The sequence below is a fragment of the Ralstonia flatus genome, assembly GCF_958439105.1.
In the GTDB taxonomy this organism is placed as follows: Bacteria; Pseudomonadota; Gammaproteobacteria; order Burkholderiales; family Burkholderiaceae; genus Ralstonia; species Ralstonia flatus.
Genome location: NZ_CAUDLI010000002.1, coordinates 17,110 through 38,750, shown reverse-complemented (window position 1 = coordinate 38,750; position 21,641 = coordinate 17,110). Strand labels below are relative to the sequence as shown.

Here is a 21,641-nt window from a genome sequence, read left to right as displayed (position 1 = left end):
GGCGATGGGCAAAAAGAAACGGGGCCATGTGCCCCGTTTTTTATTGCGACGTTTCGATGCCGAGCGCCGTAATCCACCGCTCGCGCCGCTCCAGCGCTTGCAGCGAGCGTTTGCCCAGCCGAGTCGCGACCAGATTCAGCAGCCCTTCGCAGAACACGACATAGGCGCCCATGCTGTTGCTGAAGAAGCTGCTGTCGTGTGGGATCAGGAAGGCGTGATCGGCGGGCGGTACCAACGGCGAGGCGAGGGTGTCGGTCAACGCAATCACCGCCAGGCCCGCCTGTTTGGCCGCAGCAGCGGCTTCGGCAACGCTGCGCGTATAGGGCGCCACGCTGGTGACGACGAGCACGTCGCCGGGCTGCAACTGCGCCAGGCCTTCCGCCACGCCAAGGCCTTGCGTATCGAGCAGCGCGACATCTGCGCGGATCATCCCGAGGCCGTAGCAGAGGAAGCTGGCCAACGCACTGAATTGCCGCAAGCCGTGAATGCGCACGCGCCGGCCGCTGGCCAGCAGGTGTGCGGCTTCGTGCAAGTCCGTCGAAGAAAGCTGCGCCAGGCAACGCTCGATGTTCGTGATGGACTCATGCGCGAGCTGCGCAACCGTCTCGACTTCGGGTGAGGTGTTTGTCTGCGCCCGCGTCTTTTTGCCGGCCACCAGTCGTTCAGCCTGCTGGCTGTAGAAGTGGCGATGGCGCTGCGCGACGCTGTCACGGAACACGTTCTGAAAATCGGCGAACCCTGCGTAGCCGAGCTTGGTGGACAAGCGCGTCAAGGTAGACGCGTTGATGTCGAGCGATGTCGCCAGGTCGGTGATGGTGCGCACGGCAACTTCTTCCGGGCGCTCGATCAGCTTTGCCAGTACGGTGTGCGCCTTACTGCCGAGCGACAGGTCGGCTTCGTCGCGGCCGATGCGCAGCAGCAGTTCGCGCAGGCCATCGACGGTGCGGGGCGGCGCGGCCTGCGCTTGCTCCGCCTTACTGGGAGACGGGCGTGACCTCTGTTTGCTGGTGTCCATTGACCATCCGAAACCGGGGCGCGCTCCCGGGATGTTCATAAACCGCCCATTCTATGTGAGCCGGCAGGATGGTGATGTGCGCCGTGGCCAGCGTGTTCTCGTTATCGGGATCGTTTGGGTCGGCGCGGTAGATCGGGAGTGCCGCATCGCCCTGATCGGCCAGGATGGCCAGCGGGTCGATCGCCTGGCCGCCGGTACGTGCCTGTGCGAGCAACGCATCGCCACGCGCCTGACGGTGTCCGGAGGAGCCGGTGATGATCTGCGGCGCATCGTGCATCGACGGATGGATCGCATGGTTGGCGTGCAGCGACGGCGCGGTGATCTCGCGTACCGAGCAGCCGCGCGCGCCAAACTCGACACTCACGAGTGCTGCATGCCTGCATGCGCCCAGCGTGAGATGGAAGCCGCCTGCGCGCGGAGACTGGTTCAGCAGTGCGATGGCGTCGTCGATCTCGGTGCAATCGAGCACCGCACGCGTCAGCACCATGCGGGGTACGCCGGCCACGGCCCCGGTTTCCACATCACGCATGCGGAGGTTGTTGACCGTCATGGCCAGACCAGCGTCGGTGACGGCGAAGGTGTGCCCAGGCAACGAGCCTGGATAGACGAAGGCCGCAAATCCAGGGCTGCCCTCGATCCGGCACTGGGCGATCGCGCAATGCCCGGCGAACCCGGGGTCGCCGTCTTCGTTATGCGCGATCTGCCGTTGGCTCGCACCGGGGATTTGCACAGTGGTGCAGCCGTCGTTGGTGGCCGCCCAGACGTCGCCGCGGCAGTTCCACAGGAAGACATCGTCGAAGGGCAGTTGCAGGCCGTCGGCCAGGCCTTGCAGTTCTGCCCAGATGCGCGGAAAACGCTCACGCACCCGTGCGGCCATCGCATCGGCCATGGCGCTGCCGCGCCAGCGCATCACGCTTTGCCAGGCTTCGGTCTGCAGCAGGTGTTGGTGTACGGCGGGGGCGCCAAAGCGGCCCAGTTGTTGGCCCGCTTCAAAGGGCGAGCCGGAAATCTCGACAAAAGCTAAGGACGGCATGTGCCAGGAATCATTCGACGTGTTGAAGAAAATCGCGCAGGCGCTGGTTGGGCGGCGCGTCTAGCACGTTCACGGCCGGACCGTCGACGGCAATGTGCCCATGCTCCATGAAGATCAGACGCGTGCCGACCTTGCGCGCAAAGGCCATCTCATGGGTGACGACGACCATCGTCATGCCTTCTTCGGCAAGCGATTGCATCACGCGCAGCACCTCTTGCCGCAGTTCGGGGTCGAGCGCAGACGTTGGCTCGTCAAACAGCATCAGCTTGGGTTTGACGGCCAACGCGCGCGCAATGGCCACGCGCTGCTGCTGCCCGCCGGACAATTCGCTCGGGTAGTGACCGGCGCGCGCCGCCAGTCCGACCTTGGCGAGCAGTTCGCGCGCCAGCGCTTCGGCCGCCGGCTTGCTCATGCCGCGCACCTGCCGCGGGCCGAATGCCACGTTCTCCAGTGCCGTCAATTGCGGAAACAGGTTGAACTGCTGGAAGACCATGCCGGCTTCCTGGCGGATTTCGCGAACCTTCTTGGCGCCGCCCAGCACGCTGATGCCGTCGACGATCAGGTCGCCGCCATCGATCTGCTCCAGCGCGTTGATGCAGCGAAGGAGCGTCGATTTGCCCGAACCGGAGGGGCCGATCAGTACGACAACCTCTCCGGTGTCGATGTTCAGGTCCACCCCATCGAGCACGGTGGTCTGGCCGAAGCGCTTGGTAACGCGCTTGAATTGGACGATCGGGTTGTTGGTGCTCATAGCATCCGCATCCTCTTTTCCATCGTGCGCAGCCCGAAGGTGAGCGTGCCGATCATGCACAGGTAGATGATGGCGACGGCCGTCCAGATTTCCACCGCGCGGAAGTTGGACGCCATGATTTCCTGACCTTGCCGGGTGAGTTCTCCCACGCCGATCACGATGAACAGCGATGTGTCTTTCAGGCTGACGATGAACTGGTTGCCCAGTGACGGTGTCATGCGCCGCAACGCCACCGGCCCGATCACGAAGGCGAGCACCCGCCACGCCGGCATGCCGAGGGCCAAGCCCGCTTCCTTCAGCCCGCGCGGCACCGAGAGGAACGCACCGCGCACGATCTCGGCAATGTAGGCACCCGAGTTGACGATGATCGACGCCACTGCGGCAGTCATCGCGTCGACACGAATGTGCAGCAGCACCGGCAGTGCAAAGTAGATGAACATCACCTGCACGACGATGGGCGTGCCGCGCACGAATTCGACGTAGGCAAAGGCAATCTTCTGGCACAGCGCGTTGCCATAGGCGCGCATCAGGCCGAACAGCAGCCCGGTGAGCACGCCGCCGATCAGGCCAATGACCGTGATCCACACCGTCAGACGCGCGCCCTGCATCAGCGCGGGCAGCGCATCGATGACCACCGACAGATCAAACTCCATGAACGATCTCCAGCCCCGGTTGCATCGCGCGCATCAAAGCTTGGCCGGCTCGGTGCCGAACCACTTCTTGTAGATCGCGGCGTAACGGCCGTCGGCCTTGATCTTCGCAATCGCGGCATTGACCTTGGGCACCAGCGGGCTTCCCTTGGGGAACGCGATGCCGTATTGCTGCGCCATCATCTGCTGGCCCACGGCCTTCACACGGCCCTTGCCGGCGGTGTGGATGTAGTACAGCACGTTGGGCGTGTCGTGCATGGCGGCGTCCACGCGGCCGGTGGCCAACTCCATGTAGGCGTTGTCGATGTTCGGGAACTGGCGCAACTCGGTGCCGGCAAAGTTTGCCTTGGCGTAGTCGGCAGCAGACGTGCCGGTCTTGATGGCCAGCGACTTGCCCTTCAGGTCTTCGGGGCCCTTGATGGTGCTGGCCACCGGCACCATGAGCGTGAAGCCGCTGTCGTAGTAGCCGTCGGAAAAGTCGACGATCTTCTTGCGCTCTTCCTTGATGGTGATGCCGGCCAGCGCAACGTCAACATTGCGTGTCTGCAGCGCAGGAAGGATGCCGTTGAAGTCCATCGGCTGCAGCTTGTATTCGAGCTTGGCGTCCTTGGCGATCTCTTTCCAGAGGTCGATGTCGAACCCGACATACTGATCGCCTTGCTTGAACTCGAATGGCACGAATGCCGTATCGCACGCGACGAGCAGCGTTTCAGCGCGCGCGGCCTGACCAGCAAAGGATGCAGCGACGAGCACGGCCGCGACCAGTTTTGCAGCGAATTTCATGAGCGACCCCTTGAAGAGTGGATGCACCGGTTTTGTGCAAGCAGATTTGCGCTTGGAATGAATATGCAAATCTGTTTGCGAAGTATCGGCGTGCGCAAATCAGGTTGCAACATCGGGTATACCCGCCTCGGAATAAAAAAACGGGGCACTGAGGCCCCGTCTTGTGAACGACCGGACGGTGTTATCTACCGTCGCCACGCCCCCAGCGCCGTATCCGCACCCGCACCGCATCCAGCCCGGCGCCCGCATCCAACACGGCCTCTGCGGCAAACACACCTTGCGCCAGGCGCGCCAGAGCGCCGCCGCCCGGCACCTCCACCGCCATGTTTGCGCCGCGTTCCAGCGCATGCCGCAGCGTGTCGTGCCACAACACCGGCCGCGCCATGTTCCAGGCGAGATCTTCGACGATGAGATTGGCGCGAAACAGCGCACGCGCGCGGCTGCTGCTGACGTAGGTGACCTGTGGCGCGTGGGCGGTGGCCTTTGCCGCGGCGGCCGCAAGCTCGGCGGCTTGCGCGTCCAGCAACGGGCAGTGAGACGGCACCGCCATGCACAACCGCGTCGCCTTCGATGCGCCGTGGGACAGCGCACGCTCGGCGACCCGCGCGAGCGCTGCGTCGTTGCCGGCCACGACGATCTGCCGTTCCGCATTCACGTTCGCGACATAGGCCGGCGTGGCGGTGGTGCTGACTTGCGCAACGATGCCGCTGACCTCCGGTTCGGCGAGGCCGATGATGGCGACCATGCCGTAACCGCTTGGGTAAGCGTCTTCCATGAGCTGAGCCCGCAGGCGCACCAGGCGCAGCGCATCGCTGAACTCCAGCACGCCGGCGACAACTGCCGCAGGCCACGCGCCAATGGACAGGCCCGCCACCATGTCCGGTCCTGCGTCCTGTCGAGTCAGTGTGCGAGCCACGGCCACGCCGGCAATCAAGAGACAAAGCTGTACGGCCACCGTCGACCGCAACGCCTCTGCGGTATCGAGCGTGAGCGGATCGACGCCGAGCACGTCGCCGGCTTCGGTCAACGTCTGCGCAACAGCGGGGTCATCAGGCAGCGCATGCAGCATGCCCGCGCGCTGGCTGCCCTGGCCGGGAAACATGAACAGGAAGCTCATGCCGCGTCGCTCCATGGGTCTGCGACGAGCCGGGGGCCGTGGTCGGTCTTGAGCAACGTTTGATGCGGCGACGCCAGCCAGTCGCGTAACGCGAAGCCGCCGCAGCCGGTGTCGATCTGCAAATCGACGCGGCACTCGGTATCGCCCAACAGGCAGACGAGCTGATCGCGTTGCGCAGTCGACGGCGCATGCGGCATGCGCACAACGAGGTCGAGATCGCTCTCCGCATGCAGCACAGGCAGCCCGCTGGCGAGCGCAAAGCCGGCGCCGCCCGTCGGTCCCCACGCCCAGCCGAGTGCGTTGAGTCCTGGCGCCAGCGCGCGCAAGGTGCGCAGCGCCGCGAATGGCGCGTCGTGTGCGATGGCGGCCGCTTGGGTTGCCAGCGCCTCGGGCGAGACGACACGCGTGATGCTGTTGGCAGCTGCCGTCGCCGCGCAGCGTTCATGCCGTGCGCCACCGCGCAGGCCGACCGGCACGGAGCCATCGGTGCCGCGCGGTGCGCGTCGCACCACGACTGGCGCGCCTTGCCGGCAGGCCGCAATGGCCCAGTCCGGCAAGGGCGCGCCATCCGTCGCTGTAGGTGTTTCAGACAGCCACAGCAGGTCGTGCGCGCGCAGCGGCGTGGGTGTCATCGCAGCAGCGCTTGTGTGGCCAGGAACAGGATCGACGGTCCGAGCAGGCAGCCGAGGCCCGTATGGAACGTCGCCACGAGCGAGCCGTACGGCACCAGCCGCCGATCCGTGGCGGCCAGGCCCGCCGACACCCCGCTGACCGTACCCGCCAATCCGCCGAACACCATGGCCGCGCGCGGGTTGTTCAGGCCGAGCGCCTTGGCCGCGAACGGCGTGCCGACCATCACCAGGATCGCCTTGACGAGGCCCGTCGCAATCGACAGCGCCATCACATCGGAGGTTGCGCCCAGCGCCGCGCCGGTCACCGGTCCGACGATGTACGTGACGGCACCCGCGCCGATGGTGGTGACGCTCACCGGATCGGTGTAACCGAAGGCGTAGGCAACGCAGGCGCCGACGATGAACGGCAGCACCGTTCCCAGCAGTAGCGAGATGGCGCCGATCATGCCGGCCTTGCGTGCCTCGGTCACCTGCACTTCAAAGGCCGTCGCCACGATGGCGAAATCGCGCAGCATGGCCCCGCCCATCAGGCCGATCCCGCCGAACAGTTTCAGGTCGGCCAGGCCACGCTCGCCGCCGGTCTGCATGCCGCCCCAATAGGCGAGCACCAGCCCGATCATGATGGCGATGGCCGAGCCGTGCACGCGCCCGAACGTCAGCTTCTTGGACACCCACATCGACAGACCCATGACGATACCGACCAGCGCGAAGGCCGCGACCAGCCCGTTGTGCTGCAGAACTTTCTCTAGCATTGACAGCATGGTGCGGCTCCTTAGGCGCGGGCTTGTTCGGATTCAGGCAGTGGCGGCAGGGGTTGTCGGTTTTCTGCCTTGCCTGTGCGGTTGATGACCGCGATGCACGCACCGCACACGATCACCGCGCCGATGGCACCGAGCAACGCAACGGGGCCACCGCGCAATGCGGTGACCACGTTCTGCGTGGCTGCCATGGCCACCACCACGGGGATGTACATCGCGCCCCAGAACGAGACGCCCGCCTCGGTGGCGGCGGGCATCAGGCCGCGCTTGTGCAGGTAGAGCCGCGCGAAGATGAGCAGCAGCATGGCGATGCCCACGCCGCCGACATTGGCCTTCACGCCGATGGCCTGGCCGAGCAGGTCGCCCAGGAAGAGGCCGGCGATATGACAGAGCGCCAGCAGGGTTGTACCGTAGATGATCACGTCTTTGTCTCCTGAAGGAACGGCGATGGGTCGCCTGTTGTGGTGTTTGGGTGATCGAGGGTTGAAGACTGGTTGTTTGGCGTTGATTGCGTTGATTGCGTTGGTGGTGCATCCCTTGTTTCATCCCCTGCCGGGGCTGACTTACTTTCTTTGTCTTGCCAAAGAAAGTAAGCAAAGAAAGGCGCGCCCGATGCGGCGACTTCCCCTTGAATTTCCGTGACCGTGCGGGGAAGGAGGCAAACTCGCTGCGCTCAGACAGGCCTCCTTCCTTTTTCCGCCCGCTCACAAAAATTCAAGGCGCCGCATAGGGCAAGGTACGGCCACACCGTCTGGGTGCCTGGCGTCTCGCGCCCCGACGGGCTCTGCCGCTACGCGCCTTCTGGCTGGGCGTTCCATTGTTCGCGCAGGCGTTTGCGGACTTCTGACGATGCGTTGCGCAGCGGTGCGCCCAGGCGGCTTTCCAGGCCGCGGGATGGGTCGGCTGTGATGTCGGCCAGTGCTGCGGCGAGTGCGGTCTGCACGGTGTCGACGTCGCTGGCGTCGGGTGCGTCGGCGGATTGCACCTTCAGCAGTTTCCACAGCAACCCGAGCGACGCGAAGCTGGCGATGTCGTATGCCATGGGCGGAATCTCTTGTGCGAGGCGTTCCAGGTCGGCGACGGAGCGCAGGGTTACGCGCGCGGCTGCGGCCTTGCCCATCGCGTGCACCATCACGTCGGCGTCGTCGAGTGCGAGCAGGCGATTGGCCTGGTAGCCGTGCGCGAGCAACGCGCCCGACATGGCGCGGCCCACGATCAGGCCGATGACGGGGTGGCCGGCCAGGCGTGCGGCGGCGTAGGCGTCCGCCGCTGCAGCCAGCGCGAGGTGGATGCCGTAGGCCTCCTCGCGGCGGCCGTAGGCCTGGCTTGCCACATCGATGACGGCGACGATGGCGCGCTTCTTTTCCTGCGCGGCATCTGCAGTCATGACATCGCGCACGGCGCGCGCGAGCTGCCAGCCTTCGACGAGGCCGACTTCACCGTTGCGTGCGCGAGGGAAGCGGTTCTCGGCATCGGGCACGACGGCGATGTAGCGCGCGGGCTGGCCAGCGAGCGCGGCATCGACGACTTGCAGTGTGCTGCCGTAACCCGGCACCGGTGTGCCGACGGCGAGCGCGCGCATCCAGGTCGCGCCGCGCGTGGAAAGTTCGTTCTGGCTCATGCGACGTCCTTTGCGTAGTGCGCGCGTACATCTTCTGCCGTGGCTTGGCGCGACGTGTCGACAGCGGCGAGTTGTGCGAGGTAGTGGTCGATCTGCTCGCTGCGCTGGCGCGCGGGTGCGCCGGCACGTAGCCACTCGATCACCTGCGCGCGGATCGTGACGGAATCGTCTTCGATGCAGACATCGGCCAGGCCGGTGGCGGCGCGTTGTTCGCCTCCGGTGAGGCTCCAGATGAAGGGGCGATCGCGGGAGTCGTATTCGTCGATGCCGGCTTCCTGTTCGATCACCTGCGGGCCGTTCAGGCCGAGGCGCGCCTCGCGCGTCATCAGCAGATAGCTGCACAGGCCCGCGGCGATGCTCATGCCGCCAAAGCAGCCGACCACGCCTGCGGTGATGCCGATCACCGGCCCGTACTCGCGCAGCGCACGGATGCCTGCATGGATTTCAGCAATGGCGGCAAGGCCCAGGTTGGCTTCCTGCAGCCGCACGCCGCCGGTTTCGAAGACGATCACGGCGCGTGTGGGAATGCCGTTGCGGTTGTCTTCCACCGCCAGCTCCAGCGCGCCGGCAATCTTGGCGCCGGACACTTCGCCCATGCTGCCGCCCTGGAAGGCGCCCTCAATGGCGAGCACCACCGCGGGCTGCCCGCCCAGCGTGCCGCGCGCCACGACGACGCCATCATCGGCCTGCGTGACGATGCCCTGACGCGGCAGCCACGGCGACGTCAATTGTTCGAACGGGTCCAGCAGCTCTCGGAAGGTGCCGGGGTCGAGCAGCGCAATGGCGCGTCGGCGCGCATCGCGTTCGATAAAGCTGTCGCGTTCAATCGGGTTGCGTGACATGGCTTCTCCTTATGACCCGAGCGCGTTAAGCGATTCAAGCGCCTGCTCAAGCCGCAACCGCACCACGGCCGGTGTCGCGCCGAAGTCGTTGATGATGATCTTGGCCGCCGGCCACGCGTGCGAGCCGAACACACGCGCAAGCTGCGCCTGCCACGTCGCACTCATGCCATTGACGGACGTGGTGATGGCCACGTCGATCTGGCCGGCGTTGCCCGGCGTCAACAACACTTCAAGGTCGCCCGAGCCGACCACGCCGGCGTATGCACGGCGCCCAGCGGGTGCGCCGCCGGTGAACTGAAAATCAAGATGCTCCATGTTCGGTTTCCTGATGAGCGGATTCGGTGTCGGACACTGCGGGCGCGCTTGCGGGCAGGCGGTCGAGGAAGAGGGCGGCGGCCAGCAAGTCGGCGGCGCCGCCGGGTGACACGTGCAGCGCCAGCATGTCGTGTTCGAGCGAGCGGAATGCGCGTCGGCCCTGCGGTGTTGCAAGGCCGCCTTCTGCACGCACGGCGGCCGCGCCCGCTTGCACAACGCGCAGTGCTTGGGCACCGCCGCGTGCGAGCACGCAGGTGTCGTCCAGCGCGGCCATGACGGCGAGCAATGCATCCACGCGGGCGTGGTCTTCACGGATGCCGGCCGCACGCGCTTCGCGCAGCGCAGGCAGTGCCACCTTGATCACGTGCGGGAAGCCGGCGCAGGCCTGGCCCTTGGCACCGCCGACGCCGTAGTCATTGCAGGCGCGCTCGCCTTTGTGGCCAGTCGAGACGGGGGCAAAGCGGTCGGGAATGTTTGCCAGGCGCGCGGCGCGGCCCGCAACGGCGGCCGCGCTCAATGCATGCGGCGCCTGGCTCGCCGCCGTGACCAGCAGACCAAGTGCCCAGATGGCGCCGCGGTGCGTGTTGACGCCGCCGGTAGCCTCGAGCATGGCCGCTTCGCCTTCGCGCCCCAGGCGGCCGATGCGCTCGCGCAGGGCGAGTTGTGCACCGGCCTGCATTTCGATTTGCGCGCCGGCCAGCGCCATGGCTTCAAACGCCGGACGCAGCGTCTGCGCGGAATGCACCATCAGCGTCCAGTCCAGATCGTGATGCGCGCCGTTGCCACGTACATCCACCAGGCCGGGCTTGGGCGACAGCGTCACCTCGTCGACGAGGGCAGATTCGACCAATGCGGCCAATCGCTTCGCGCGCGCTTTCGGGCTGGCGGGCAGGGGCCGTTGCAATGTCTTTTCCATTACCAGCTCCGGAAGCGCGCAGGCGGGTCGTACAGACCGCCGGACCATTCGACGAGGTCGGCGATGCTCTTGGCGGCGAGCAGCTCGCGGCTGGCATCGCTGCGGCGCACGTCGAGGTCTTCGGGCAGCGCGATCAGGCCGTCGCGGCGCATCTGTTCGGTCTTGGATGGGTCATGCCGCAGGCCGATCGACGTGACACCCGCCACCGCGGCAATCATGGCGCGCCGCTCTTCCAGCGAACGAGCCTTGTAGAGATACGCAATGCCGTCTTCGGTCAGCAGGTGGGTGACGTCGTCGCCGTAGATCATGATGGGCGCGAGCGGCATGCCGCTTTGCTTCGCCACGGCCACGGCATCCAGCGTGTCGACAAAGGTGGGCTTGCCGCCTTCCTGGAACGTTTCGACCATCTGTACGACGAGCTTCTTGCCGCGCTCGAGCATCGTCACCGGTTCGGTCATGTCGAGCCACGCGGGCGTGGCGTGACGGCGGCCGCGCGGGTCGTGGCCCATGTTGGGCGCGCCGCCAAAGCCGGCCAGCCGCCCGCGCGTGACGGTGGACGAATGCCCGTCGCCATCCACCTGCAGCGTCGCGCCAATGAAGAGGTCCACCGCATATTGGCCGGCGAGCTGGCACAGCATGCGGTTCGAGCGCAGCGAGCCGTCACGCCCGGTGAAGAACACATCGGGGCGCGCGGCCACGTAGCGCTCCATGCCGAGTTCGGTGCCGAAGCAGTGCACGCTTTCCACCCAGCCGGATTCGATGGCGGGAATCAGCGTCGGATGCGGATTCAGCGTCCAGTTGCGGCAGATCTTGCCCTTGAGGCCCAGGCGCTCGCCGTACGTTGGCAGGATCAGCTCGATGGCGGCTGTGTTGAAGCCGATGCCGTGGTTGAGCGACTGCACGTTGTGCCGCTGGTAGATGCCGCGAATCGCCATCATCGCCATCAGCACGTGCACGGGCTTGATGAGGCGCGGGTCGCGCGTGAAGAGCGGCTCGATGTAGAACGGCTTGTCGGCCTGCACGATGAAGTCGACCCACGAGCCGGGAATGTCGACGCGCGGCAGGTCGGCCGGGTCATCGACGATCTCGTTGACCTGCACGATCACGATGCCGTCGGAAAACGCCGTGGGCTCGACCAGTGCGGGCGTGTCTTCCGTGCTGGGGCCAGTGTAGATGTTGCCGTCGCGGTCGGCCTTGAAACCGGCCACCAGCGACACATTCGGAATCAGGTCCACCACCAGCCGTGCATACAGCTCGATGTAGGTATGGATGGCGCCGACTTCCAGCAGGCCGTCGGCCAGCAACTGGCTGATGCGCAGGCTCTGCGGCCCCGCAAACGAGAAGTCGAGTTTGTGCGCGATGCCAGCTTCGAAAATGTCGAGGTGTTCGGCGCGGCTCACGCTCGGCATGATCATGTGCAGATCGTGCAGGCGCTCCGGGTTCACCTTGGCGAGTGAGCGCGAGAGGAAATCCGCCTGTTTCTGGTTGTTGCCTTCCAGCACGACGCGGTCGCCCGGGGCGAGCAGCGCTTCGAGTGCGGCGACGATGTCGCCGGTGGGAATGACCTTGCCGTTGGCAATGCGGCGCGCTGCAGTCAGGCGGCGTTCTTTTTCGTCGCGCCGCCGGCGCCATTGCGGCGGGATGGGTGCGTTGATCCCGTTTGCCGATTGGTTGGGCATCGGTTGCATTGGGTGGCGTCTCCAGCCTTGATTGATTTGATGCCCTGTACCGTAGGCTGTAAAAAGATGCACTTCAATCAACCTAGGCGCGGTTTCATTAACTTGAAGTTAATGAAACAATGGCCGATTCTGATAGCAGCGCGCCCGTAGAACGCGCCCGGAGGAGCCCCTGCCATGGCAATCGATGAAGACATCACCCTGAAGAAGCTCGAAGTCTTCCAGTCGTTCATGACGCTGGGCAACATGGCCCGCGTGTCGGAGGCGCTGGGGCAAAGCACGGTGAGCGTGCACCGCGCGCTGCATTCGCTGGAAGAAGGTTTGCGCTGTCCGCTGTTCAAACGCGATGGGCGCAAGCTGATTCCGCTGTCCACCGCCTACGTGTTTGCCGAGCACGTGGAGCGCATCCTGGCCGAGTGCGAAGCGGGCGTGCGCCGCACGCGCGAAGCTGCAGGCTTTTCGTCAACGACGCTGAAGATTGGCGGGCTCTATTCGATGACGGTCGGCACGCTGCCGCGCATCTTTGCGGGCCTGAAAACGCGCCGCTCCGCACTCGACATCGAACTCACACTCGGCTCGAACCGCAGCCTGCTTGCCAAGCTGGAAGACGGGCAACTCGACGCCATCGTCATCGCGCTGGGCGAGCCGCTGCGCAATCCCGATCTGCTGACCGTGCCGATGTTCGACGATGAGATTCTGTTTGCCGCACCGCTCGCCTCGCCGTACGCAGCATCGGCCGAAATCGACTTGCAAACCGTGCGCCGTGAAAAGTTCGTCGCACTCGGCGATGACTTTGCGACGTACCACGACTTCATGGCCGCCTTCGACAAGGCCGGCTTTGCCCCGCAGATCGCGCTGCGCGTGGGCGACATCTTCTCGCTCATGAACCTTGTGAGCGGCGGTATCGGGTATGCGCTGCTGCCGCGCCGCGTGGCCGATTTCAGCCCCAAGGTGCAATTGATTCCGCTGGCCGCGCGCTATGCGATCAGCCAGCACATCGTGCTGGTGATGCAGCGCAATCGGGAGCGCGATCCGAATCTGTTGGCGTTGTCGGCGGAGTGTCGGTTGTTGGGGGCGAGATAGCGCGGGTGTAGGGGCGGGCGAGCACAGGCAGGTTTGGAACACCGAGACATAACGATCGGCACGGCCGAAGCCGTACAAGCCTGGCTCGCCCAATGAGGAAGACGAAGCCAAGCCATAGCGGTCGAGGACAAGCACCTATGCTCGGCGCTTGCCCGCTATGTCCGAGGGTTCCAAGCCTCGATCGTTTTCTCTATGGCACGGAAAACGATGGCGCAGAGTGTACCGATGGCTGCTTCGTCTGAGCAGGGGCGAAACTATAAGTCAGAATTGGCCTACGTCCGGTGAGTGGCCCTTCACGCCTTGCAAAGTTGGAATCAAAGGCGGGCGGTCACCGGCGCTGTCAGTCACACATGCACGCTCATAGACCGCTCCACTTTCGCAGTCCCTCCTGCCATTAATCCAGCGACCCTGCCTTCCTGAATATCGAGAAGGACTTTGATCGCACTCGGAGATGGCGGCTGCATCAGTTGTCCCTGTTCTATGGTCATCACCTCGTCCTTGATGCCCATCTTCTCGTATAGAAAGCACGCCAAAGGACCTGCTGCTGTTCCCGTTGCAGACTCTTCGTCAATCCCGAATCTTGGCGCGAACATTCGTGTTGCCGCCTGACGTCCAGCAGTCCGTGTCGATGTCGAAAAGAGGTAATAGCCGATCACGTCGAGTTCGTCGCTAATTGCTTCGATAGCTCGTTGATCTGGGCGGACGGCGGCGACCGAGTCTTCGTCGGGTAACGCAACGATAAGGAAGCCATTGCCCGTATTGACGACTGTTGGCTCTGCCGTGCCATAGATATGGGCCGGTTGCATCCCAATCGATTTTGAGATTTTTGCAGCGAGATCGGAATCCCGCCGGATCGGGTAATACACCGGAGCCTGCTGCCCCATCAAAATGACGTCGCAGTCGACAAGAATGGTCCGACAACCATCGATCGTTTCTTTTGACAGTTTCCCATCGGCGACCCTACCGAGCTTCCTCAGCAGCGAGAAGGTGGCAATCGTTGCGTGTCCGCAGTGAGCAATCTGGCGTGTTGGCGTGAAAAACTCCAGTTTGATCGTCGCTATGCTGGACTGCGACACGAAGGCTGTTTCTGATAGTCCGACTTGCCGAGCAACCTCCAGCTTCTGGTCGACTTCAAGCGCATCCGCGTCAATCACAACACCCGCCGGATTTCCTCCGCTTTCTCCGTCAGTCAACGAGCTAACGATCTGCACATCGATTTGCATTGATTCTCCACATGCCAACGGCACGTAACAACAGCCTGAATGGTGGCGCGGATTTTCAACGATCTGGCCGCGGGCGTCGAGCCTCCATGGCGATTGATCGGCACCATCGCGGCATCGCTTTCTCTACCTGCCCTCTGGAACGTCGACAACTATTGCCGCAGACCAAACAACCCCTGCCAGAACGACTCGAACGCACGCCGCGGCGATGCAGACTCGTCGAGTTTGGAAGCGGGTGCGTCTTCAGGTGCCGGCGCTGGCTGCGCGTCGGACACCTCCGTTGCAGGTTCGGGTGAGCGCCGTGCTTCCTGCAAGGCCCACACGCTGTCGGCAATGCGCGCGGCGAGTTCTGCATCGCAATCCCTGCCGAGCAGCACGCCGAACAGGACGTCGCGATTGTGGCCGGCGTCGGCAAAGCGCATCGCGATCGCCACCATTTTTTCGTAGTGTTCCTGCGCGAGGCGTTCGCGCTCGCGTTGCGCTTCGCGCTCCTGTGCTTCCTGCGCATCACGCTCCGCTTGCCAGCGCTGCATTTCCTGCGCAAAGACCTCGTCGTAGACGCGCCGCTGCTCAGCGTCGGAGAGGATGGCGTAGGCCTCGCGGATCTCCTGGAACGCCGCATAGGCCTCGGCTTCGCGGCCGGGGTTGCGATCGGGGTGCCACTTCATTGCGGCGCGGCGGTAAGCGCGCTTGATTTCGTCCAGGGTCGCGTCCGGCTGCACGCCGAGGGTCGCGTAGATGGTCGTCATGTGCGGTGTGGCGGCTGCCGGGGGGAAAGTCATCCTAGCATGGGTATGTGGACACTTTTGCGGACCAATGTCGCGCATCGGCACGCGTCGTTGAGCGCGCTTGCATCGACGGATTCTCAAGCGTATAGTTAGCCAAATGGATAACAATGGAATTGCGCTAGACGCGGTATTTCACGCGCTTTCGGACCCAACGCGCAGGGCGGTTATTCAACGGCTCGGCGAAGGGCCCGCGACGGTCAGTGAACTGGCAGGGCCATTCGACATGGCGCTGCCGTCGTTCATGAAGCACATGCGGGTGCTGGAAGGCGTCGGGCTGGTCCGCTCGGAAAAGAGCGGGCGAATCCGGACGTGCATGCTCGAGCGCAAGAAGCTGGCTGCCGCCGAGCGCTGGTTTGAGCAACAGCACGCGATCTGGGCGAGCAGGTACCGCAATCTGGACAACCTCTTAGAGAAACTCCAAGGAGAAGGCAATGAAGGCTGATCTTCGGTTTGATTTCGTGGTCGACATGCAAAAGAGCAGCCTCACGGTGAGGCGAGAGTTCGCGGCGAAGCGCCAGCTTGTGTGGGATTGCCATACGAAGCGCGAACTGCTCGATCAGTGGTTTGCGCCCAAGCCGCTGACCACCAAGACCAAGCACATGGAATTCAAAGAGGGCGGCTACTGGCACTACGCCATGATCACCCCCGATGGACAGTCGTTCTGGAGCCGCCTGGACTATCAGAAGATCAATCCGATCGACGGCTATGCGGCACTTGATGCTTTTTCCGATGAAGCCGGCACGGTGAATCCTGATCTGCCTCGCGCCCGCTGGGATGTCACCTTTGCCGATGCAAACGAACGCACCCTCGTGACGACCGTGGTGTTGTACAACTCGCCGGAGGACGTGCAGAAGGTCATCGACATGGGGTTGAAGGACGGCATGACCTCCACCCTGGAGCGACTCGACGAACTGCTGCTGACCTTGGCCGACCGCGACGCGCTGGCCTAAGACCGCGCTCGCAGATGAAAACGCCCCGACCTGTTCGGGGCGTTTTGCGTTGAGTATGCGGCGCTGCGCTTCAGGTGACGGTCAGCGTTCCATTCATCGTCTCGTGGCCCGAGCCGCAGAAGATGTCGCACAGGAAATCAAACGTGCCCGTCTTGTCGGGTGTGAGCGCCAGCCGCACAGTCTGCCCCGGCACCACATCGGCCCGTACGTTGAAATCCGGAATCGAAAAACCCATCAGGATGTCCTGCCCGGTCAGTTCGAACACGACCGGCACGCCGCGCTTGAGCGTGATCTTGTCTGGCGTGAACGTGAACTTGCGCGCGTGCACGCGGATGACCGCGGGGCCCTCGCCGTGCGCAATGCACGCGAGCGCCGCGCCGGCCGCGAGCACGGTGAACTGACGCAGCGCCAGGCGGCGCTTGGGGTTGTGTGCGATGAGGGCGCGCATGTCAGGTGGTCTCCGGGGTCTTGGTGGCAGTGGCTTCGCTGGCGGGTTGGATCGGCTGCTCGGCCAGCGCCCAGGTGGCGGCGTCCTGCTTGCCGTGCTCCGCGATGCTGCGCCAGCCCAGGCCGCGATACGGTGCGGCGGCATCCCAAGGGATCGGGTTGCGTTTGGCCTGCGAGCCCGGCGCGGGCGGTGCGGGCAGCGGGAACATCAGCGAGCGCGCCGAGTGGTGCGCGATGTGCCCGGTCATGTGGTGATGCTCCTGGTGGATGTGGCCGTAGAACACCGTCACGTTGGGATGCGGCATCAGCAAGTCGATGACCTGCTGGCCATCGCGCGTGGCCCAGTCCCATTGCGGGTACAGATCGAACAGCGGCCGGTGCGTGAACACGACGATGGGCGTGTGCGCCGGCACGGAGCGCACATCAGCCGCCAGCCACGCGAGCTGTGCATCGCCCACGCGCGCGGACGGGTCCGACACGTTGTCGATGGCGATGAAGTGCACACCCTTGTGATCGAACGAATAATGCGTGCGGCCGAAGAGTTCGATATAGGCCTCGCCGTTGTCGAGCGAGGCGTCGTGCTCGCCCGGCATGTAATGCACCACGGGCACCTTGATCTGCGCGGCAATGTCGCGAAACTCGGCCAGCCGCTTGCGGCGCTCGGCAGGGTCGTCGCTGATGTGGCTGAGGTCGCCCGTGAAGATAACGAAATCCGGCGCTGGCGACAGCGCATTCACCGCCGCAATCGCCTTGGGCAGCGTGCCTCGCGAATCCGGGTTCGGCGCGCCCTTGAAGCCCCAGTGCGTGTCGGATAACTGCACGAAATAGAAATCGTCTGGCTTGGCGCCGGCGGCGCGCGTGGTGGCCGCCATCGCCTGCCAGCCGGGCAGGCCGGATGCGTACACCAGACCGCCGACCGCGGCCAGTTGCAGGAATTGGCGTCGTCCGGGTTGCTTGCTCATGGGTGTCCCCTGCAATAGAAGGCTCAGTTTGGGAAGCGGGCCCGGCGCGATGGAATTGGAAATGGAAATGGAGGAAGCGCCGGTCCTGCCTGTCATACCGGCCGGCGTGCCGGCGTATTCCACGAGATTCGCGTTTTCACAAAATTTCTTCGGGGCGGGAATAAACTGGATTGCACCCAGGTATACGGAGGTCAACCGCCTCCAGGCCGCCATGCCCGACCTGCCCGACTTGCCGGACCCCACGGCCGATCTGCCCACCGATGCGCAGCGCTTTGCGCAGGCGGTGTTGCCGCATGTCGATGCCGCCTACAACCTGGCGCGCTGGCTTTCGGGCGACGCGCAAGACGCCGACGACATCGTCCAGGAAGCCTGCCTGCGCGCATTCCGGCTGTTCGGCGGGTTTCGCGGCGGCGATGGCCGCCCGTGGCTGCTGGCCATCGTGCGCAACACGTGGTTCTCGGAGTGCGCGCGCCGCAAGCAGGCCCCAGCCCAGCCGTGGGACGACGATGCAGCAGCAGGACAGGCGCACGACGACAGCGCCAGCTACGGCGTCGACCCCGCCGCGCTGCTCGCCCGCATCGACGATGTGCGCCGCGTCCATGTCGCGCTGGCGCAATTGCCGGTGCCGTATCGCGAGGTGCTTGTGCTGCGCGAACTGGAAGACCTGTCGTACCGCGACATTGCCGCCGTGGTCGATGCGCCCATCGGCACGGTCATGTCGCGGCTGGCACGTGCGCGGCAGCAGCTCGCACGCCTATTGACGGAAGACACCGCACCACCGCGCACCAATGTGACACCCATCCGCGCATCGGGCGGCATGGGAAACAGCACCAAGGAGGCCCGCCATGAACTGTGACGACATCCGCGCGCTGCTGGCCGCCCGCGCCGATGGCGAACTCGGTGCGGCCGACAGCCTGCGCATGGAAACGCATCTGGGCACGTGTGCCGCTTGCACCGACATCGCGGCGCGCCACGATGGCGTGGTGCGTGCGCTGCGCCAGGGGCTGCGTGCGCATGCGCTGTACATGAAGGCGCCCGCGGGTTTGAACGAGCGGGTGTTGCGCGCCGTGCAGGCCGAAGCCGGTGCGCGGCCCGAACCCGCTGCCGCGCGCGCGCCGCACAGGGCGGATTCGCCATGGCAGCGGCTGGCCCACTGGCTGGTCACGCCCTCCCGTGGGCTTGGCCTGGGGGCGGGCGCGCTGGCGGCGGTGGCGCTTGGGGTGGGCGTCCTTGTCGGGCGGCCAGATACGGCGGTGGTCACCGCGCACGACATCACGGCCAGCCATGTGCGGGCGCTGCTGGGTGCGCGGGAGACTGATGTCCTGTCATCGGATCGTCATACCGTCAAGCCGTGGTTCAACGGCCGTATCGATTACGCGCCGCCGGTCACCGACCTTGCCGCACGCGGTTTCCCGCTGATCGGCGGACGGCTCGATTACATCGACGGGCGTCCCGTAGCGGTGCTGGTCTACCGCGCGTCGCAGCATCCCGTCGACTTGTATGTACGCCCCGAGGCCGGCAGCGACACCGAGCCGGCGGTGCGTACCGAACGCGGCTATCAGCTTGTCGTCTGGCGCAGCGCAGGCATGGGCTACTGGGCCATCACCGATGCGTCTGCCGATGTGGCGCAAGCGTTTGCGCGGGCCGTGCGCGGCGGCTGAGTCTGGACACCGGACGGCTTTAGGGTGCGCGCCAGTGCTCAACGGGCCGCGCGTTGATATTGACGAGGCACGGGCTTACCCTCGTATTCGCGCCAAATCACAAAGGTTTCGGTTCCGGTGACCGATACGTTCCTTTACCATTCCAGACAGTTCTGTGTGGCGGCTCTGCGCCGCTTCCGCGCCTTTCTCGCCCCCGGTTTTCTCTTTTGGCTTCTTGTAGGTTTCAAACATGGTCTCTGCGACGCCCCGCATCAGCAACGCAACCCTGTCAGGCATGCTTCGCGGCGGCCGGTTCTCCCTCGGCAACCGCATCGTCTTCAGCTTCGGCGTGCTGTTCGTGCTGATGGTGATCATGGCCGTGGTTTCCTACAACCGCCTGCGCGCAATCGACCAGGAAGCCTTGAGCCTCGAGCGCGATTCCGTGCCTGGGCTGTATCTGTCGACCTCGCTGCGGGCGACCACGCGCAACAGCCACGCGACGCTGGAGCGCGCGCTGTTCGTGGATGTCGACCCGGAGCTTGCCAATCGCGATTTCGAGCGCGCCGCACAACTCGTGCGTGACCTCGACAAGCATTCGACCGACTACGAAAGCACCATCTACCGCGACGACGACCGCCAGCGCTTCCGCGCCTACCGGGCAGCCGTCGACCAGTACCTGCCGATGTTTAACGAGGCCATGCAGCTCGCCCGTACGTCCAAGCCGGCAGCGCAGGCCGTCGCCCGACGCGCCGTACCGGTCTGGGAGGAAGCCACGGCGCTGGCCGACAAGCTCGTTGCCGACAACCGGGCCGTGGCCGATGAGTCGGCCCGCCAGATCCGTGCGTCCGTGCAAAGCACCGAGATCACACTGGCCGTGGCGCTGGGCGTGGTGCTGCTTGCTGCGCTGGTGTTGGGCTATGCGCTGTTCAAGGCCATCACGGTGCCGATGGCGCGTGTGGTGGATGCGCACGACGACATGCGCACCGGCAACCTGTCTGGCCGGCTCGACCTGCGCCGCAACGATGAATTCGGCACGCTGGAAGAAGGCTTCAACCGCATGGCCGAAGAGCTGGCGAGCCTGGTATCGCAAGCGCAGAAGTCTTCGCTGCAGGTGACGACGTCCGTGGCCGAGATTGCCGCCACCTCCAAGGAGCAGCAGGCTACCGCCGCCGAAACAGCCGCGACCACCACCGAGATCGGCGCCACGTCGCGCGAGATCTTTGCCACCTCCCGCGACCTGCTGCGCACCATGAACGAAGTGTCGAGCGTGGCCGAGCAGTCGGCCAGCCTGGCCGGCGCCAGCCAGAGCGGCCTGACCCGCATGGAAGACACCATGCGCGGGGTGATGGAGGCCGCCGGTTCGGTCAACGCCAAGCTGGCCATCCTCAACGAGAAAGCGACCAACATTAACCAGGTGGTCTCCACCATCACCAAGGTGGCCGACCAAACCAACCTGCTGTCGCTCAACGCCGCCATCGAGGCCGAGAAGGCCGGCGAGTACGGCCGAGGCTTTGCGGTGGTCGCCACGGAAATCCGCCGGCTGGCCGACCAGACGGCGGTGGCCACGTACGACATCGAACAGACGGTCAAGGAAATCCAATCGGCCGTATCCGCCGGCGTGATGGGCATGGACAAGTTCTCGGAAGAGGTGCGGCGCGGCATGCGCGACGTGCAGCAGGTCGGCACGCAGCTCTCGCAGATCATTACCGAAGTGCAGACGCTGGCACCGCGCTTCCAGATGGTGAACGAAGGCATGCAGACGCAGGCCACCGGCGCCGAGCAGATTACGCAGGCGCTGTCGCAGCTGTCGGAAGCCGCGCAGCAGACGGCGGAATCGCTGCGCCAGTCGTCGCAGGCCATTGACGACCTGACGCTGGTGGCCAACCAGCTTCGTACCGGCGTGTCGCGCTTCAAGATCGAAGCCTGATCGGAAGCGCGTGCGCATTGAGGTGTTTTTGCCGTAGCGAGAATCGCCATGCTTTACCTCCTGTTCCAACTCGATGGCGACCGCTATGCGCTGAATGTGGCGCAGATTGCTGAAGTGCTGCCGCTGGCCGCCACCAAGTCGATTCCCGGTGCGCCTGCGTGGGTGGCGGGCGTGATCGAGCGGCATGGCTCGCCTGTGCCGGTGATCGACTTGCCGCAGCTTGCGTTGGGCCGGGCGGCACGGCCGCTGCGCTCCACGCGTCTGGCGCTGGTGCGCTATGAAGCCGAGGTCCGGGGTGACGACGCACCGCTCCTCGGCCTGATGCTCGAGCATGCAACGCACACGCGCCGCATCGACGATGCGCGCTTTGCCGACAGCGGTGTCGCGACGCCCAACGCACGCTGGCTCGGCCCCGTGGCAAGCCTGGACGATGGTCTCGTGCAACGCGTGGATACCGAGGCGATGCTGGACGCGCACGTGCGTGCGCTGCTGTTTCCGGCAGCCGTCGGCTGAGC

26 protein-coding genes are annotated in these 21,641 nt (G+C 65.0%); 8 read left to right on the top strand and 18 right to left on the bottom strand.

Features of this window, described 5'->3' with window-relative positions:
• Nucleotides 1-40 precede the first annotated feature (40 nt).
• The 9 genes from R2676_RS03885 to madL form a co-directional block, all read right to left on the bottom strand.
• Nucleotides 41-1,015 (bottom strand): MurR/RpiR family transcriptional regulator, encoded by a 975-nt coding sequence (locus R2676_RS03885; protein WP_206273840.1) that lies wholly within the window; start codon nt 1,013-1,015, stop codon nt 41-43.
• On the bottom strand, nt 975-2,048 hold the full coding sequence (locus R2676_RS03880; protein WP_206273839.1) for a C45 family autoproteolytic acyltransferase/hydolase: 1,074 nt from the start codon (nt 2,046-2,048) through the stop codon (nt 975-977). Before R2676_RS03880 ends, R2676_RS03885 begins: the two co-directional genes overlap by 41 nt.
• A 10-nt stretch (nt 2,049-2,058) precedes the next feature.
• Nucleotides 2,059-2,799: a glutamine ABC transporter ATP-binding protein GlnQ gene (gene glnQ, locus R2676_RS03875; RefSeq protein ID WP_206273838.1), complete on the bottom strand. Its 741-nt coding sequence runs from the start codon at nt 2,797-2,799 to the stop codon at nt 2,059-2,061.
• A complete protein-coding gene (glnP, locus tag R2676_RS03870; protein WP_206273837.1) occupies nt 2,796-3,452 on the bottom strand; it encodes a glutamine ABC transporter permease GlnP in 657 nt (218 codons plus the stop codon). The genes glnQ and glnP overlap by 4 nt, the downstream gene beginning before the upstream one ends.
• Nucleotides 3,453-3,485: 33 nt before the next feature.
• Entirely contained in the window at nt 3,486-4,232 is a 747-nt protein-coding gene (glnH, locus tag R2676_RS03865; protein ID WP_206273836.1) for a glutamine ABC transporter substrate-binding protein GlnH, read from the bottom strand.
• 181 nt (nt 4,233-4,413) lie between these two features.
• Nucleotides 4,414-5,349, bottom strand: a complete 936-nt coding sequence (gene mdcH / locus R2676_RS03860; RefSeq protein WP_206273835.1) for a malonate decarboxylase subunit epsilon — start codon at nt 5,347-5,349, stop codon at nt 4,414-4,416.
• Nucleotides 5,346-5,981: a malonate decarboxylase holo-ACP synthase gene (locus R2676_RS03855; protein ID WP_316856918.1), complete on the bottom strand. Its 636-nt coding sequence runs from the start codon at nt 5,979-5,981 to the stop codon at nt 5,346-5,348. The genes mdcH and R2676_RS03855 overlap by 4 nt, the downstream gene beginning before the upstream one ends.
• The gene (gene madM / locus R2676_RS03850; protein WP_009240185.1) at nt 5,978-6,742 is read right to left on the bottom strand and encodes a malonate transporter subunit MadM; all 765 of its coding nucleotides are present in this window, start codon (nt 6,740-6,742) and stop codon (nt 5,978-5,980) included. Before madM ends, R2676_RS03855 begins: the two co-directional genes overlap by 4 nt.
• Nucleotides 6,743-6,753: 11 nt before the next feature.
• Nucleotides 6,754-7,161 (bottom strand): malonate transporter subunit MadL, encoded by a 408-nt coding sequence (gene madL, locus R2676_RS03845; RefSeq protein ID WP_027679642.1) that lies wholly within the window; start codon nt 7,159-7,161, stop codon nt 6,754-6,756.
• 25 nt (nt 7,162-7,186) lie between these two features.
• Between madL and R2676_RS03840 the strand changes: the two genes are divergently transcribed.
• Entirely contained in the window at nt 7,187-7,381 is a 195-nt protein-coding gene (locus tag R2676_RS03840; protein ID WP_316856919.1) for a hypothetical protein, read from the top strand.
• 148 nt (nt 7,382-7,529) lie between these two features.
• Here R2676_RS03840 and mdcE read toward each other — a convergent pair whose 3' ends face one another.
• The 5 genes from mdcE to mdcA are packed head-to-tail and all read right to left on the bottom strand — an operon-like array spanning nt 7,530 to nt 12,121.
• Nucleotides 7,530-8,360: a biotin-independent malonate decarboxylase subunit gamma gene (gene mdcE / locus R2676_RS03835; RefSeq protein ID WP_206273832.1), complete on the bottom strand. Its 831-nt coding sequence runs from the start codon at nt 8,358-8,360 to the stop codon at nt 7,530-7,532.
• The gene (locus R2676_RS03830) at nt 8,357-9,202 is read right to left on the bottom strand and encodes a biotin-independent malonate decarboxylase subunit beta (RefSeq protein ID WP_206273831.1); all 846 of its coding nucleotides are present in this window, start codon (nt 9,200-9,202) and stop codon (nt 8,357-8,359) included. Before R2676_RS03830 ends, mdcE begins: the two co-directional genes overlap by 4 nt.
• A 9-nt stretch (nt 9,203-9,211) precedes the next feature.
• A complete protein-coding gene (locus R2676_RS03825) occupies nt 9,212-9,517 on the bottom strand; it encodes a malonate decarboxylase subunit delta (RefSeq protein ID WP_206273830.1) in 306 nt (101 codons plus the stop codon).
• A complete protein-coding gene (locus R2676_RS03820) occupies nt 9,504-10,433 on the bottom strand; it encodes a triphosphoribosyl-dephospho-CoA synthase (protein WP_206273829.1) in 930 nt (309 codons plus the stop codon). Before R2676_RS03820 ends, R2676_RS03825 begins: the two co-directional genes overlap by 14 nt.
• Nucleotides 10,433-12,121: a malonate decarboxylase subunit alpha gene (gene mdcA / locus R2676_RS03815; protein WP_045219155.1), complete on the bottom strand. Its 1,689-nt coding sequence runs from the start codon at nt 12,119-12,121 to the stop codon at nt 10,433-10,435. Before mdcA ends, R2676_RS03820 begins: the two co-directional genes overlap by 1 nt.
• A gap of 165 nt (nt 12,122-12,286) precedes the next feature.
• Here mdcA and R2676_RS03810 point away from each other — a divergent pair, with 165 nt between their 5' ends.
• Nucleotides 12,287-13,192 (top strand): LysR substrate-binding domain-containing protein, encoded by a 906-nt coding sequence (locus tag R2676_RS03810; RefSeq protein ID WP_027679648.1) that lies wholly within the window; start codon nt 12,287-12,289, stop codon nt 13,190-13,192.
• Between the two features lie 344 nt (nt 13,193-13,536).
• Here the strand turns inward: R2676_RS03810 and R2676_RS03805 are convergent, their stop codons facing one another.
• Nucleotides 13,537-14,415, bottom strand: a complete 879-nt coding sequence (locus tag R2676_RS03805; protein WP_206273828.1) for a PhzF family phenazine biosynthesis protein — start codon at nt 14,413-14,415, stop codon at nt 13,537-13,539.
• 149 nt (nt 14,416-14,564) lie between these two features.
• The gene (locus R2676_RS03800) at nt 14,565-15,161 is read right to left on the bottom strand and encodes a J domain-containing protein (protein WP_206273993.1); all 597 of its coding nucleotides are present in this window, start codon (nt 15,159-15,161) and stop codon (nt 14,565-14,567) included.
• A gap of 136 nt (nt 15,162-15,297) precedes the next feature.
• Between R2676_RS03800 and R2676_RS03795 the strand changes: the two genes are divergently transcribed.
• Together R2676_RS03795 and R2676_RS03790 are read left to right on the top strand one after the other, a co-directional pair.
• Nucleotides 15,298-15,642 (top strand): ArsR/SmtB family transcription factor, encoded by a 345-nt coding sequence (locus tag R2676_RS03795; RefSeq protein WP_104609985.1) that lies wholly within the window; start codon nt 15,298-15,300, stop codon nt 15,640-15,642.
• Nucleotides 15,632-16,150, top strand: a complete 519-nt coding sequence (locus R2676_RS03790; protein WP_206273827.1) for an SRPBCC family protein — start codon at nt 15,632-15,634, stop codon at nt 16,148-16,150. Before R2676_RS03795 ends, R2676_RS03790 begins: the two co-directional genes overlap by 11 nt.
• A 70-nt stretch (nt 16,151-16,220) precedes the next feature.
• Here the strand turns inward: R2676_RS03790 and R2676_RS03785 are convergent, their stop codons facing one another.
• Together R2676_RS03785 and R2676_RS03780 are read right to left on the bottom strand one after the other, a co-directional pair.
• Nucleotides 16,221-16,598: a cupredoxin domain-containing protein gene (locus R2676_RS03785; protein ID WP_206273826.1), complete on the bottom strand. Its 378-nt coding sequence runs from the start codon at nt 16,596-16,598 to the stop codon at nt 16,221-16,223.
• A gap of 1 nt (nt 16,599) precedes the next feature.
• Complete coding sequence (locus tag R2676_RS03780) at nt 16,600-17,559, bottom strand: metallophosphoesterase family protein (RefSeq protein ID WP_206273825.1); 960 nt, start codon at nt 17,557-17,559, stop codon at nt 16,600-16,602.
• 220 nt (nt 17,560-17,779) lie between these two features.
• On the opposite strand from R2676_RS03780, the gene R2676_RS03775 reads away from it, so the two are divergent.
• The 4 genes from R2676_RS03775 to R2676_RS03760 all read left to right on the top strand — a co-directional run bounded on the left by R2676_RS03775 (nt 17,780) and on the right by R2676_RS03760 (nt 21,639).
• Nucleotides 17,780-18,415, top strand: coding sequence for an RNA polymerase sigma factor (locus R2676_RS03775; protein ID WP_206273992.1), 636 nt, complete (start codon nt 17,780-17,782; stop codon nt 18,413-18,415).
• Entirely contained in the window at nt 18,405-19,220 is an 816-nt protein-coding gene (locus R2676_RS03770; RefSeq protein ID WP_206273824.1) for an anti-sigma factor family protein, read from the top strand. Before R2676_RS03775 ends, R2676_RS03770 begins: the two co-directional genes overlap by 11 nt.
• Before the next feature lie 229 nt (nt 19,221-19,449).
• The gene (locus R2676_RS03765; protein ID WP_316856923.1) at nt 19,450-21,126 is read left to right on the top strand and encodes a methyl-accepting chemotaxis protein; all 1,677 of its coding nucleotides are present in this window, start codon (nt 19,450-19,452) and stop codon (nt 21,124-21,126) included.
• Between the two features lie 48 nt (nt 21,127-21,174).
• Complete coding sequence (locus tag R2676_RS03760; RefSeq protein WP_206273822.1) at nt 21,175-21,639, top strand: chemotaxis protein CheW; 465 nt, start codon at nt 21,175-21,177, stop codon at nt 21,637-21,639.
• Nucleotides 21,640-21,641 lie beyond the last annotated feature (2 nt).

Coding starts and splice junctions, on each gene's coding strand:
- R2676_RS03885 (WP_206273840.1), bottom strand. CDS start 1,015: ATGGACACCAGCAAACAGAGGTCACGCCCGTCTCCCAGTAAGGCGGAG.
- R2676_RS03880 (WP_206273839.1), bottom strand. CDS start 2,048: ATGCCGTCCTTAGCTTTTGTCGAGATTTCCGGCTCGCCCTTTGAAGCG.
- glnQ (WP_206273838.1), bottom strand. CDS start 2,799: ATGAGCACCAACAACCCGATCGTCCAATTCAAGCGCGTTACCAAGCGC.
- glnP (WP_206273837.1), bottom strand. CDS start 3,452: ATGGAGTTTGATCTGTCGGTGGTCATCGATGCGCTGCCCGCGCTGATG.
- glnH (WP_206273836.1), bottom strand. CDS start 4,232: ATGAAATTCGCTGCAAAACTGGTCGCGGCCGTGCTCGTCGCTGCATCC.
- mdcH (WP_206273835.1), bottom strand. CDS start 5,349: ATGAGCTTCCTGTTCATGTTTCCCGGCCAGGGCAGCCAGCGCGCGGGC.
- R2676_RS03855 (WP_316856918.1), bottom strand. CDS start 5,981: ATGACACCCACGCCGCTGCGCGCGCACGACCTGCTGTGGCTGTCTGAA.
- madM (WP_009240185.1), bottom strand. CDS start 6,742: ATGCTGTCAATGCTAGAGAAAGTTCTGCAGCACAACGGGCTGGTCGCG.
- R2676_RS03840 (WP_316856919.1), top strand. CDS start 7,187: ATGGGTCGCCTGTTGTGGTGTTTGGGTGATCGAGGGTTGAAGACTGGT.
- mdcE (WP_206273832.1), bottom strand. CDS start 8,360: ATGAGCCAGAACGAACTTTCCACGCGCGGCGCGACCTGGATGCGCGCG.
- R2676_RS03830 (WP_206273831.1), bottom strand. CDS start 9,202: ATGTCACGCAACCCGATTGAACGCGACAGCTTTATCGAACGCGATGCG.
- R2676_RS03825 (WP_206273830.1), bottom strand. CDS start 9,517: ATGGAGCATCTTGATTTTCAGTTCACCGGCGGCGCACCCGCTGGGCGC.
- R2676_RS03820 (WP_206273829.1), bottom strand. CDS start 10,433: ATGGAAAAGACATTGCAACGGCCCCTGCCCGCCAGCCCGAAAGCGCGC.
- mdcA (WP_045219155.1), bottom strand. CDS start 12,121: ATGCAACCGATGCCCAACCAATCGGCAAACGGGATCAACGCACCCATC.
- R2676_RS03810 (WP_027679648.1), top strand. CDS start 12,287: ATGGCAATCGATGAAGACATCACCCTGAAGAAGCTCGAAGTCTTCCAG.
- R2676_RS03805 (WP_206273828.1), bottom strand. CDS start 14,415: ATGCAAATCGATGTGCAGATCGTTAGCTCGTTGACTGACGGAGAAAGC.
- R2676_RS03800 (WP_206273993.1), bottom strand. CDS start 15,161: ATGACGACCATCTACGCGACCCTCGGCGTGCAGCCGGACGCGACCCTG.
- R2676_RS03795 (WP_104609985.1), top strand. CDS start 15,298: ATGGATAACAATGGAATTGCGCTAGACGCGGTATTTCACGCGCTTTCG.
- R2676_RS03790 (WP_206273827.1), top strand. CDS start 15,632: ATGAAGGCTGATCTTCGGTTTGATTTCGTGGTCGACATGCAAAAGAGC.
- R2676_RS03785 (WP_206273826.1), bottom strand. CDS start 16,598: ATGCGCGCCCTCATCGCACACAACCCCAAGCGCCGCCTGGCGCTGCGT.
- R2676_RS03780 (WP_206273825.1), bottom strand. CDS start 17,559: ATGAGCAAGCAACCCGGACGACGCCAATTCCTGCAACTGGCCGCGGTC.
- R2676_RS03770 (WP_206273824.1), top strand. CDS start 18,405: ATGAACTGTGACGACATCCGCGCGCTGCTGGCCGCCCGCGCCGATGGC.
- R2676_RS03765 (WP_316856923.1), top strand. CDS start 19,450: ATGGTCTCTGCGACGCCCCGCATCAGCAACGCAACCCTGTCAGGCATG.
- R2676_RS03760 (WP_206273822.1), top strand. CDS start 21,175: ATGCTTTACCTCCTGTTCCAACTCGATGGCGACCGCTATGCGCTGAAT.